We start from the raw sequence: 12904 nt of genomic DNA, 5'->3' as shown, positions 1-12904 counted from the left end.
AGTCGATCACATGATAAATGAAAAATATCTTTTATCCTTTAAAACGAATAAAAGCACTTGCATTTTAAGAGTGAATGAAATTCCGGCAATAGAAAACACTTTAGTGTACAGTGGAACTATTTCGGCAGGATTTAACGCATCAGCTATGTTGGGTAATGGCAGTAATTCTATTGAATTGCTTATGGGAGGACAGGATACAGATGATCCAAAAACACTATATCCAGATTCATCTTGCGAGCTTATAGTTAGTAAAGATACAAATGATCTTCATACAGAAATTGCCAGATTTAAATTGACTGTGAACGATAAACATAAAATCACAGCTCGTGAATCCTTGCACTATGACGGTAGTCCATATAGCTCTAAAATTATTGAAGGCGATGCAATCAATAACAGGAGTTATCATTATGATAATGGTTTATATAAGTTGAGTAGCAATCTCATCGTTCATGACTTGCCGCTGTGGACATGGGAGAAAGCGACACCTGTTACGGAAAAAGATCTTCCCTTGATCCGTAAGGCATATGAAAAGATATGGTGGATGATGCAACGTCGTGACATTGATGGCCTGAAAGAGATTGCGAAAATTTCAAGCTCAGAGATGGCATATGCGGAAGGAACGACTACAGGGATGATGTTTGTTTCTACTGACTTTCCTGCGCATGTGCTGGATAAATCATTGACACCCGTGCCGATTGACTGGAATCATTATAAATTAATGACCTACAACCATGGGCGTTTATTCAGAATGGGGGTCGGTTATTTTCAAAATTCACCATTAAGATTTCAGAATTCAAAAGGAAAAATTGTTTATACCTATAGGCCATATTTCTCTATCATTAATGGTCAGGTTGTTTTAGTTCGTTGATTGTCTTCTAAATCAATAAACTCAATGGGGAAGTTTATGGGAAATGCAGTAAAAATTGGCGACAAAGATACCGGTCATGACAGTCATCCTCCTACACCAGTGAGTTCAGGTTCCTCATCTGTTAATGTCGATAATCGACCGCTTGCTCGTAAGGGAGACACACTGGTATCTCATGGTCATAATCGAATGATTAGCAGTGGCTCATCGAGTGTTTTTATTGATGGGAAACCTGCTGCGCGAACTAATGATACTGTCAGTTGTGGTGGTATATTGATTGGCGGAGGGAGTGTGAATATCGGTTGAATTTGTCTGTTATCATATTTTTCGACAAAGTTTCCCCGCTTCATTCTTATGTGTTGTACGATTTTTTCCGGCAGGATGATTCCTATCCCTTTTCTGTAAATTAAAAAGGCTTTATACACATGGCAACGATTATCAATATGGAAAACAAAAAAACAGGTGAGACTGTAAAAGGGTTTTACGGTTTCTCATGGACGACATTGTTCTTTGGGGCTTTCCCGGCATTGTTTCGTAAAGATTTTCTGACATTTCTGGGTGTCATTATTATCACTATTGTTGTGGGGTGTCTCACGTTTGGTATAGGTGGATTCATTATTTCTATTGCGTGGGCATTTATGTATAACAAGTATTATACAACTAACCTTATAAAGAAAGGTTTTGCGTTTGCTGGTATGCATACTGAAAACGAAATTGCTGCAGGTCGCCTGAAGTTAAAACTGAATAGCGATAACTGCCTGACAATTAATCAGACGTCTGAATTATAACAGATGATAAATCTGAACCGGAGGTAGAATCTTCCAGTTAATTCAGTATTCACTGCTGTATATTAATGATGATGGCAGGAGTAAAGATGATTCGCCATATTTTATTTATTAGATTTACTGATAGTGCACTACCGGAACAAATACAGGCTGTCAGGCAAGCATTTCTGAAGATCCCCGGGCAGATTGAGGGCATTACAGGCGTGGAATGGGGCGTCAATGACAGTCCCGAAGAGAAGAATGCGGGGTTTATTCATTGTGTGCTGATGACATTTGCGGATGAAGTAGCACGCCAGCGATATCTGCGCATCCTGCACACGATGATCTGAAAGCGATATTTCGAGCGATTCTGCAGGACATCATCGTGCTGGATTATACCCTGGCTCCCTGATTTATTTTTTCTGTAGATTGGTAACACGATGAATTTGAGTGAAATGACACAGACGATGACGGATGACGTAAAACGCATTATGGACGCATTCAGAGAAGCGCCGGTCATGACGTTACAGGCAGTCACCACCATGACAGGCCTGAGTGAGCACACCACGCGATTTATACTGGAGCAGCTGCGGCAGGCCGGGTGGGTTATTAACAGACATGAACGCTGGAGTATAGCTGAGGGAGAGAATTGATGTGACACTTGAAATAACAGTCGAGTATTTTCCAGAAGGCTCTTTGATATTATTCCGTTGTGATGGGTAAGTATTAATTAAAAATGGAAAAGACAAGTAAGGAGTAAAACGTGGCAAGAAGAAAAAAAGATGATAATGCAGGGGGTATTATCCTGGTTATCATTGGAGTAATTGCATGGGGTGTTTATGTCGCGGTAAGAGCATTAATCAATCTTAATGAACAATTTATTGAATCTGTGTCGAATCCGTCCGGAATCATCGGTCTGTTCTTTGGTTTACTGATAGCCGTTGCGCTGGTACTGCGGATTTTTATTTACCGGGGCTTCCGGAAGAAAACAGCGGAGCTTGAACAGGCCGTGTCGGACCTGGCGCAGAAAGAGAAAGCCTTTGAAGAAACTGTCAGTACTGAAGTGTCCCGTGGGCTGTATCAGGAAAAGAAACAGCTTTCCGGTCAGTGGGATGACTTTCACCATGCCAGAAATAAAGCCTCCCGGGCGCTGCAACGTATTGTGGACTCCGCGTATAAATTCAAAGTCAAAACACTGCTTTCCGGTACCACGGTAAATAACTGGCAAAGTAAATATGACCAGCTCCGCAAGGAAAGGGAAGCTTACGCTTCCATCAGTGAGAAAATCACCTTTCTGGAACTTGACGATAACGCCGACTGGGAAGGCGTAAAACAGCAGTTTCTGGATAAGGTTGCCCTGCTGGAAAAAGCGCAGGAAGAAAAAGAATATCAGGCAGAGCTCAAGCGTCAGATGCGGGAAGAAAAACAGCGTCAGGATGAGCTGGAGCAGCAGCAGCGCGAAGCGGAAGAGGAGGAGCAACGCCTTGCTGAGCAGCAGCGTTTACTGGAAGAAGCTCTGCTCGCCGCTGAAGGTGCTCACCGGGAAGAGCTGGAAAGGCAGCGTCTGGAGCTGGAGCAAAAAATCCAGGACGTACATCAGCAGTATGAGCGTGCCAAATCCATGGCCCAGCTCACCAGACAGGGGCATGTGTATGTGATTTCGAATATCGGCTCCTTCGGTGAAAACGTCTTCAAAATCGGCATGACCCGACGGCTGGAGCCGATGGAGCGCGTGAAAGAACTGAGCGGGGCAGCCGTGCCGTTTGATTTTGACGTCCACGCCATGATTTCCTGCGATGACGCTCCTGCGCTTGAAAAGACACTGCATGACCATCTGGAAAACTACCGTATCAACAGGGTTAACCTGCGTAAGGAATTCTTCCGGGTCGAGCTCAGCAGAATTATTGATGAGGTGGAGCGTCACCACGGGCAGGTTGAATATATTGCTGACCCGGTGGCGCTACAGTATCTGCAGAGTCTCGAATATGCAGAAAGCGAAGCCGCATAAGCCTTAATCATCCTTATTCCCGGACACGTCAGAATGGACAACTGGTCATGAATGACATTACCCAACGTAAGATTAAAACCGGCGGTGACCCGCGCTCGCTACCGGATTATGCCGCCTTGCGTGATGAGCTGAGTAAGCTGACGCATCCGGCTCGCCCGGATGTGAACTGGCGTTATGCGGAAAAACTCTGTCTCTCACTGTTTGAGCAGAACGGTGTGGAATTGCAAACAGCAGCCTGGTATACGCTTGCGCGTACGCAGCTGGCCGGTTTATTCGGGCTCAATGAAGGGCTGACGATACTCGAGGCCCTGATAAGCCATCAGTGGGCGGCTCTGTGGCCTCAGCCAGTCCATGCGCGCATGGAAATTCTCAGCAGTCTGAGTCAGCGTCTGCAGCAACGAATGCGCTCGCTCCCGCTGAATTACAGCGACCTCAGCCAGTTGTACCGGGCGGAGCAACTGCTTACAGGTCTGGGAGAGGTACTGCAGCGTCTGGAGCTTAAGCATCTGAGTCAGCTCGATACGTTGCGTACCCTGATGCACAACCATGCTGTCCGGCTGGAAAACAGTGATGGCATTACCAGCACCGGGCCAGGCATTCAACCTGGTATCGTGTTGCCTGCCACCGTGATGGGTGATCCGACAGCATCCACGAGAGGCTTTGCTGGTGGTCCGGGTGAAAATGTCCAGGTACTAGGTCGTGGAGTGAAGTGGGTTTACGTTGCGCAGCCGGAACATCAGCCGAACGTGGAAGTGCTGGCAGTAGTGCCCACACCGGTAAAAAAATGGACATCCTTCGTCGCCGGGATGTGTACCATGCTGGTGATAAGCACAGTCTCAGTGTGGAGCTGGCATTTTCTTCACCGGCCAGACCTGCTGCGGACTCAGCTTGCTGCTTCACTGGCTCCGTTCCCTGCACTTCTCACGTCTGAACAACTGGGGATGTTGCGTCAGCAGACTCCGTTACCGCAGGACCTTATCGCACAGACACAGCAGCAGCTTGCCAGGCTGGATAAATTACCCCCTGACTGGAATATTGTATACGGCAGAAAACTCATCGAACAGGCTCAGTCGTTGTGGCCGGAGCAGGCTAAACCTCTGACACAGCAGTGGCAGCAACAACTTAATGCTACTGCATTACCAACAGAGCAGCTGAATGGTTGGCATCAGGGGATGATGAAGCTGAAGCAACTGAGTGACAGGTTGAACGGGCTGGATGAACAAAAGGGTAAATACATGACGGTCAGCGAGCTGAAATCTGTGGTATTTTCCACCATGCAGTCTTTTAACAAATCGGTACCGGCTGAAGAGCAAATGCGGGTATTGTTACAAAATCCTGAGAGAGAACCTTTACCTGCTGCTGCCCGGGCTCAACTGGAGATGCATTTGAAACAATTGACAGCTCGCTATGCTGTAATACAAGAGAATGCATCAGAATAGAAATGGTGCTAAAAATTATGGGTAATTCAGTTCGTTATCGTAATAATCGTGTTCGATGGACAATCAGGGATTTAACATTTCTGGAAAATAATTATTCTTCCATGTCAGTTGTTGAAATCGCTGACGGGCTGGGGCGGACTCCTGGTGCAGTAGGGTTGATGGCTGATAAGCTCGGGTGTCGAAAAAAGAAAAATGCGCCGTGGAGTGAGAATGAAATGGATATTATCCGTGACCACTATGCTCGGGGTATGGAGGCCAGGTCTCTGACACAATTAATTCTAGGGAGAAGTATTAGTGCGATCTTTTCGATGGCGGAGACGCTGGGGGTAAAAAGTGGACGTTTCTGGCGTGAGGAGGAACTCGATATACTTAAAGCGGACTATCCCCGGATGGGAATGTCGGTAACTGCTCATCTGCCAGAAAGAAATGCAATGTCAGTTAAAATAATGGCGAGAAGGCTGGGGCTGAAGAAGTCCCGCTGTAGTGAAGCTGGTTTCCGTCCCTGGAGCGATGAAGAATGGACTCTTCTGGAAAAGAATATGCATCTGAGTGTGGCTGAGCAGCAGGTAATACTGTTTCCGGACAGGACCAAAAAAGCAGTGGAAAAGGCGCGAGGTCGTTTGATTAAGACCATAAGAAAAAACAAGGGGGGAGTGTGACACCAAGACTATTCTTTGCTCTTGCAATCTTCTTAGGATCATATTTGCCATTAAGTATGATTCTGCTAATGCAGGATCTGGACAATAAAAAACTCAAGGGGAATATCTGTTTTAATTTTTTGACTTCAGGAACATGCCATCTTCCGCTCCAAAAACCATTCCTGTCAGTGAGTTTGTTTCTTGTTTGTTTAGCCTGCTTTGTTTTTTCATGGTTTGCTTTGAATCTTGCTAAACCAGATGGGCAAAAAATAAAAGTAATTGAATCAAAATATACCCCATCAGATTTAATGAATTATGTGCTTCCTTATATTGTTTCATTTATGAGTATAAGTTATATGGAGACAAATAAGTTTTTAGGGTTTGTTGTATTCCTGTTGTGGCTCTTCTGGCTCTCATATAAGTCAGGTCAAATAATATTAAATCCCATGCTTATTGTTTTTAACTGGAAGATGTATGAAATATCTTATCGTTTTCCTGGAAGCAATGATATCTTTTCTGGAGTTGTATTAGCTAACACAGATGTTAATCCAAATTCAGATTATGAGTACGAAACAATACAATCTGTTATAGTCATTTGTGGAGAGAATGATGATGCTTGAGAATTTACAGGGTTTTGATCTTCAAACGGCCGAGTTATCGGTCTGGGTATTCAGGAAAAAATCCCTGAAAGGGCAGGCGTCATTTACAGGGAAATGGATCCCAGTAGATCCTGAGCTTAAAACAGAATTATTAGGGTTTATTCAAACAGAAAGAGGTAACTATACAGAAATCATAGATTATTCCTTGTTGGCGCAGAACAACGAAGGCAGTCTTATGCTTATTGGAACCGGGGAAACTTCAGCTGTAGATGTTACAACGATATCTGCAAATCAAATTCCAGCGAAAAAGGTAAAAGAGATTAAAGAGTTATCTAATTGTGACTTCTACTCTGTAAAATTAGTCTCCGGTGATACAGTCCTACACTGTGTGAAGAAAACTGATGCATCCTGGGCGACCAAAAAGCAGGCTGGGCTGAAGTCAGTTGTTTTCAAAAATAATAAGTTGAAAATTGACAGGTCCCCGAGATTTAACATTGCAAAGGATTTTGACTTTTTCATTCTTGAGGATAATGTTTATATTAAGAATAAAAAAGTATTTGAATCAGTTTTGTGTTACAAGACAGCGCATATTGATAATTTTAACGTATTGATGGATGAACCGGAGTTCAGTCAGTTGCTTACCGATGCAGAGCCGTTGAAACGGTACGTTGGTAATAATGCGATGCAACTGAGAAGAGCATCTGCTATTAAAGAAAAGGGATATTACAAGGTACCAGAATTCATGGATAGTTTGAGAGCCAATGCGTTACGATTTAGATTAAATCTGCAATTTGATGCCCAAGGTAAAATCATTGCTAATGATGAGTGCTGCGCGGATATATTTCAAGCTTTATTGGATCATCGCTTGCAATCACACTTTGCAGCACACATTTATGATGTACCAAATGCTTCTATGGTCTCTTGATAGGCTGATTGTTAAATCATTATATAATGACATGTTTTTTATCTGGTATGAAATTTAATTGTGTAATCAAAATGTTTTAGTAAATATTTGAGAGGGTGATGAGTTGTGCTTTTGAAACTATCACTCGACTTAAATATAGTAGTGGCATGAGGTGCTATGTGATGAATTTTCAAATATTAATCGATGATGCGTTTATTAATACTTGTGGGGATGTGTTATCACCTTCAAATAATAAATCTATCTTAAGTCTGGTCAATGATTTTGAAGATGGGAAATGGCGATACAAGAACTTTCATTTGTTTATATGGGATAATATAGCTGAAACCTCTCTGTCTTCTAAGGAAAGGGCAGCTCTAATAGATTGTTCAGCCTCGTTAATCAGTGCAGCGGCTGAAAACCTTCGTTTGGTCGATAAGGAAAATGATATTAGCAAAGGTAGTGAGCTTGCAGAAATAATGTTATACGGACTAATGAAGCATCATTATGGTGCTCTTCCGATTGTGCCAAAAATTTTTTATAAACAAAACTCACAAGATAATGCTAAAGGTGCCGATAGTGTACATTTGGTATTGCATGGTGATGATGATTTTTCTCTATGGTTTGGTGAGGCTAAATTCTATAATTCTATTGAGGATGCCAGATTGAGTAGTATAATAAACTCAGTCGCTAATGCATTAAAATCGGATAAGCTTAGGAAAGAAAATAGTATAATTACAAATGTTAACGATATTGACTTATTGATTCCAAATACAGATTTAAGGCGAAGAATAAAAGAAGCATTGTCACCGAAAAATTCTATTGATTTATTGAAGCCTAAAATCCATGTTCCGATTTTTATACTTCATGAGTGCCAATTAACTAAAGTCGCGACATCGATGTCCAGTGATTACATATATGAAATGGTTGAATATCATAAGAATAGGGCTGTAGCATTCTTTAAAAAACAAGTTGAATTATTAAAAGGTGTATACCTTTACAATGAAATTTCATTCCACATCATACTATTCCCCGTACCTGACAAGGCCATGATAGTTGATAAGTTTGTAGAAAAAGTTGAGTTCCATAAGGGGGAGTTCTGATGGATGTATTTCATAAATGCTTTGAAATTAATGAGCTTATCATTAATGGAGATGAAACGCAGGCAAGGAATGAAGTAATAAAACTCCTTGACTACTGTCAAAATAAGGGATTACCGCTTACACCACTGATAAATAATTTGATACGACAAGTCGGTCTTTATCCATATTTACAAGTAGAAACTAGTGCTTGGCAAGACCGTTTTATTTATGAGGCATTCAAAGTGAATGTTGGGGAAAAAAAACAGGTAACGTTGCATAGAGAGCAATCTGCAATTTTAAAAAAATTAATAAACGGTAAAAATCTCGCTGTAAGTGCCCCAACTAGTTTTGGTAAAAGTTTTATAATTGACGCTTTTATAGCAATAAAGGAACCTAAAAATGTAGTGATCATTGTTCCAACTATCGCGCTTACAGATGAAACAAGAAGACGATTACATAAAAAATTTAGCGTAAAATATAAAGTTATTACAACGACAGAGACAACACTAGATGAATGTAATATATTTGTCTTTCCGCAAGAGCGAGCTATACATTATGTAGAAAAATTAGATGAAATTGATATGTTGATTGTGGACGAGTTTTACAAAGCTAGCTCTGCTTTTGACAAAGAACGTTCGCCTGCGTTAATAAACGCAATAATAAAATTAGGTTCAAAGGCAAAACAAAAGTATTTTTTAGCACCTAACATATCAACTTTGAAAGATAATTTTTTCACAAAGGGTATGGACTTTGTAAGTGTTGATTTCAATACTGTTTTTTTAGAACACCATAAACTATATGAAAACATCAATGGTGACGAGTTATTAAAAAGTGAAGTGTTGCTAAAAATCTTAGATAATACCAATGGAAAAACACTCATATATGCAGGTACTTTTCCAAATATATCAAACATATCAAACCTTATAATTGATCAACAACCAGTTAAAAATAAAAAATTACTAGCTGATTTTCATGCTTGGCTATCCAAAAATTACGATAGCAACTGGCAGTTAACCAAATTAATTAAAAGGGGGACTGGTTTACATAATGGAAGATTACATAGGTCGTTAAGTCAAATTCAAATAAGATTGTTCGAAGAACCTGATGGAATAAAAAATTTAGTATCTACATCTTCTATTATAGAAGGGGTTAATACATCTGCGGAAAATGTTGTCCTTTGGAGCAATAAAAGCGGAAGAGGTAGAGCAAAGATTAACGACTTCAGTTATAGAAATATTATTGGTCGTGGTGGCAGAATGTTCCGACATTTTGTAGGTAAAATCTATATTTTGGAAAAACCTCCCGAAAATGAAGATATACAGCTTAATTTGACATTTCCAGATGAGCTCATAGGTAGTATCGATCTTGACGAATTCAAAAGTGAACTAAGTAAAGAGCAGATCTCAAAAATTATAGCTTACAGAGAAGAAATGGATGAATTTTTAGGTGATGGTGGTTTTGAAACACTTCAGCTAGAGGGGCGGCTGGACTCAAGTAACTCCTTTTTGATTCGAGATATAGCTAAAGAAATATATTCCAATCGTCAGAGTTGGAGAGGGTTAGGATACTTAAATTCCAACCATCCTGATGATTGGGAGGGCTACCTTTATAAAGTTATAAAACTATCGCCGGGTGGGTGGGGTGCAGAATACAACAAAATAGTTGCTTTTGTAAAAATAATTTCGAAGAATTGGAAGTGTTCAATTCCCGAGTTGCTTGAAGAACTAAATGACTATGACATTGGGATAGAGCAGTTTTTTGAACTGGAAAGAAATGTGACATTCAAGTTAGCATCACTTTTAAACGATGTTAATATTATCCAGGATAAAATTCTTAAGGAAGGTATCGATATATCTTCCTTTATAAAGAAAGTTTCTAACGCATTTTTGCCTCCTCTTGTTTACCAGCTTGAAGAATATGGCTTGCCACGAATGTTATCTAGGGTTATCAACAACGCTAACATCATCATTCTTGATGATAAAGAAAAGGAACTTCATGATACGCTCACAAATTTTGTAGAACTTAGTAAAGATAATAATAAATTAGATTGTCTATTTGATTCATTTGATAAATATATCTTTAAATATTTCATGGATGGAATTCGAATAGATGAAGTAACCATGTCATAACCTAATGATAAAACTGAAGTTTTCGATAGTCGGCTTTTTTAGTTGGAGTTGTAGATTGGCGCGAATTTCGGTGCAAAATATTCAATTTAAAATAGCCCGGCGATTTATAATGCTGGGCTTCATTTTATCTATATATTAAGGTATGTCTGTTAACGTCCTTTGAGTAAGATATTGTTTAGTTATAATGATAGCCTGTTGTGAAAGATAGCTAGTTATCCTTCTAATTAGAAACATGTTCTTTAGCAAAATCAAATGGGCTAACTGAGCTCTCTCTGTTGGCATCAAGAAAATCAGCCCACCATTGGAGCATCAGCCTGCGTTCATCCAGAAACTCTGCTTTATGGATATAAGCCGCACGTACGCCATTTCGCTCCTGATGGCTCATCTGGCGTTCCACTGCGTCCCTGGACCATAATCCTGATTCAATCAACGAACTACAGGCCATTGCCCTGAAACCGTGACCACAGACATCGACCTTTGTATCGTAGCCCATCAACCGCAGTGCGTTATTCACCGTGTTCTCACTCATGGGTTTCCATGGATTGTGATCGCCGGTAAAAATCAGTTCATGTTCTCCACTGATCGTGTGGATCTGCTGCAGTATATTCAGCGCCTGAGTAGAGAGTGGCACAAGATGCTCTGTTCGCATTTTTGAGCCACGATGGGAGTACTTGACCCCTTCAATAGGTTTCCGCTCAGGAGGAATGGTCCACATGGCTTTCTTAAAGTCGATCTCAGACCACCTGGCAAAGCGTAGTTCACTGGAACGGATGAAGATAAGCAGGGTGAGTTTAGTTGCCAGTCGGGTGAGAGGTTGCCCTCTGTATTCATCCAGTCGTTCAAGAAGCTCTGAAATGCGATTTAAGGCGAGGGCAGGGCGGTGCTGGCGTTTCACCGTGGTTAACGCGCCAGCCATATCCACGGCAGGGTTATAGGTTATAACGCCTGACTGGGCAGCATAGCGCATGATTGCAGTGATACGCTGTTGAAGGCGCGCTGCAATCTCATAGATCTCTTTGGCTTCGGCAGCCTTTACTGGAACAAGTAAATCGGGAGTTCTGAGGGAGGTAATGTCACGTGAGCCAATAAAGGGAAACACATGAGTTTCGAGACTTTTCAGTATTTTCTCACTGTGTGAAGCTGACCATTTTTTGTTGCTCTTATGCCACTGTCTTGCGATACCTTCGAATGTCTGAGCTGTTTCGGGTACCGACTTTTTGATCCGTTTCTGTTCGCACGGGTCAGTTCCCTCAGCTATCAGCTTCCTTGCCGCATCGCGTTTTTCCCTTGCTTCTGATAACGAGACTTCAGGATAGACACCCAGAGCTAGCGTTTTCTCTTTGCCCAGAAACCGATATCGGAGTCGCCAGTACCGTGAGCCATTAGGGTGAACGAGCAAAAACATGTTGCCGCTGTCGGCAAGTTTATAAGGTTTTTCATCCGGTTTAGCTGCACGGATTTTAGCGTCAGTGAGTGCCATTGGCGGTATCTCCTGATAGTAAAAGGGTACAAATTTTATCGAATCAGACTATACCCTCAGTTGTACCCTCGCAAGGGACTTGATGCGGGTTGAAGTTGATTGAGTTGGGTGGAGTTAAAGGATTGTAGATGTGTTGATTTGTGCGGGCTTAGAATGCAAAAACGGACCTCCGTGGAGGTCCGTTGATATGAATTTGGTGCCCGGACTCGGAATCGAACCAAGGACACGGGGATTTTCAATCCCCTGCTCTACCGACTGAGCTATCCGGGCAACGGAGCGCATTAAACCGCAATCGTGCCTGATCGTCAACACTATTTCGGGAAAAGCCGTTCAACTGCTTAACTTTGCGGCAATCTGACGGTTTACGCGCCGAACAGGTCAAATTCTTCAGACAGATTACGTCAGCGCACCACCCATACGACACTGCGCAAAACGCAGGATATCTTCGGCCAGACGGTGTGCTGTATCCACATCGGCCTGGCTACGGTTTACCAGCATGCGGCTCAGGCAACCTTCCAGTACCAGCTCCATCTGCTTAGCGACCATCGCCGGGTCATCCACTTCGAGCGTGGTCAGCAGTTCGTGCGTGAAATCATGCGCCGCCCGCTTTTGCTGATCCGCCAGTTGATGGATAGGATGGCCGGGGTCAGGGTAGAAGGTGCAGGCGGCAATAAACAGGCAACCCGGATAACGGTTGTTGCTTACGCATTCGCTCAGGGCGGTATAACGCGCCAGCAACTTTTGCTCTGCAGTCAGTTCTTCATTTAACATCAGCTGCCTGCGCCAGACATCAACCTGCTGGCTGAGATAACGCAGGGCATCGTAAAGCAGCGCCTCTTTATCCGGCCAGAAGCGCATGAGTTCATCCAGAGGATAATCAATACGGTCGGCTACCATCTCAAGCGTGGTGCTGGCGATCCCTTGAATCTCAAGTAATTGCAGGGCTTGTCCCAGTACGTCTTCGCGTTGCACGGTTATCTCCTCCGTTATTCCCAACGG

At 42.3% G+C, this 12904-nt stretch carries 13 protein-coding genes and 1 tRNA gene; 11 read left to right on the top strand and 3 right to left on the bottom strand.

Annotation, left to right across the window (positions count from 1 at the left end; genetic code table 11):
• Positions 1-10 precede the first annotated feature (10 nt).
• The 11 genes from QMG44_RS14580 to QMG44_RS14530 all read left to right on the top strand — a co-directional run bounded on the left by QMG44_RS14580 (position 11) and on the right by QMG44_RS14530 (position 10425).
• Positions 11-868: an IdsF gene (locus QMG44_RS14580; RefSeq protein WP_281853129.1), complete on the top strand. Its 858-nt coding sequence runs from the start codon at positions 11-13 to the stop codon at positions 866-868.
• A 36-nt stretch (positions 869-904) separates the two neighbouring features.
• A complete protein-coding gene (locus tag QMG44_RS14575; RefSeq protein ID WP_281853128.1) occupies positions 905-1171 on the top strand; it encodes a PAAR domain-containing protein in 267 nt (88 codons plus the stop codon).
• A 119-nt stretch (positions 1172-1290) separates the two neighbouring features.
• Positions 1291-1653 carry a hypothetical protein gene (locus QMG44_RS14570; RefSeq protein WP_281853127.1) on the top strand — a complete coding sequence of 121 codons (363 nt, stop codon included), beginning with the start codon at positions 1291-1293 and terminating at the stop codon, positions 1651-1653.
• An 86-nt stretch (positions 1654-1739) separates the two neighbouring features.
• Positions 1740-1979 carry a Dabb family protein gene (locus QMG44_RS14565; protein WP_281853126.1) on the top strand — a complete coding sequence of 80 codons (240 nt, stop codon included), beginning with the start codon at positions 1740-1742 and terminating at the stop codon, positions 1977-1979.
• A 413-nt stretch (positions 1980-2392) separates the two neighbouring features.
• Positions 2393-3637: a GIY-YIG nuclease family protein gene (locus QMG44_RS14560; RefSeq protein ID WP_281853125.1), complete on the top strand. Its 1245-nt coding sequence runs from the start codon at positions 2393-2395 to the stop codon at positions 3635-3637.
• A 47-nt stretch (positions 3638-3684) separates the two neighbouring features.
• On the top strand, positions 3685-5076 hold the full coding sequence (locus QMG44_RS14555; protein WP_281853124.1) for a VasL domain-containing protein: 1392 nt from the start codon (positions 3685-3687) through the stop codon (positions 5074-5076).
• 17 nt (positions 5077-5093) lie between these two features.
• Positions 5094-5735 (top strand): hypothetical protein, encoded by a 642-nt coding sequence (locus QMG44_RS14550; protein WP_281853123.1) that lies wholly within the window; start codon positions 5094-5096, stop codon positions 5733-5735.
• On the top strand, positions 5732-6334 hold the full coding sequence (locus QMG44_RS14545; protein ID WP_139282311.1) for a hypothetical protein: 603 nt from the start codon (positions 5732-5734) through the stop codon (positions 6332-6334). The genes QMG44_RS14550 and QMG44_RS14545 overlap by 4 nt, the downstream gene beginning before the upstream one ends.
• Positions 6324-7238 carry a Kiwa anti-phage protein KwaB-like domain-containing protein gene (locus QMG44_RS14540; protein WP_281853122.1) on the top strand — a complete coding sequence of 305 codons (915 nt, stop codon included), beginning with the start codon at positions 6324-6326 and terminating at the stop codon, positions 7236-7238. Before QMG44_RS14545 ends, QMG44_RS14540 begins: the two co-directional genes overlap by 11 nt.
• 161 nt (positions 7239-7399) lie before the next feature.
• Complete coding sequence (locus QMG44_RS14535; protein WP_281853121.1) at positions 7400-8317, top strand: DUF1837 domain-containing protein; 918 nt, start codon at positions 7400-7402, stop codon at positions 8315-8317.
• The gene (locus tag QMG44_RS14530; protein ID WP_281853120.1) at positions 8317-10425 is read left to right on the top strand and encodes a DEAD/DEAH box helicase; all 2109 of its coding nucleotides are present in this window, start codon (positions 8317-8319) and stop codon (positions 10423-10425) included. The genes QMG44_RS14535 and QMG44_RS14530 overlap by 1 nt, the downstream gene beginning before the upstream one ends.
• 220 nt (positions 10426-10645) lie before the next feature.
• Here the strand turns inward: QMG44_RS14530 and QMG44_RS14525 are convergent, their stop codons facing one another.
• From QMG44_RS14525 to QMG44_RS14515, 3 genes are all read right to left on the bottom strand, one after another.
• Positions 10646-11905 (bottom strand): integrase arm-type DNA-binding domain-containing protein, encoded by a 1260-nt coding sequence (locus QMG44_RS14525; protein ID WP_281853119.1) that lies wholly within the window; start codon positions 11903-11905, stop codon positions 10646-10648.
• Positions 11906-12099: 194 nt separating this feature from the next.
• A tRNA-Phe gene (locus QMG44_RS14520) sits at positions 12100-12175 on the bottom strand.
• A 126-nt stretch (positions 12176-12301) separates the two neighbouring features.
• On the bottom strand, positions 12302-12877 hold the full coding sequence (locus QMG44_RS14515; protein ID WP_020882970.1) for a transcriptional regulator: 576 nt from the start codon (positions 12875-12877) through the stop codon (positions 12302-12304).
• Positions 12878-12904: the final 27 nt, after the last annotated feature.

It is taken from the genome of Enterobacter sp. 200527-13 (assembly GCF_027924865.1).
Lineage (GTDB): Bacteria > Pseudomonadota > Gammaproteobacteria > Enterobacterales > Enterobacteriaceae > Enterobacter > Enterobacter ludwigii.
This window is presented reverse-complemented; position numbering and strand designations above follow the sequence as displayed.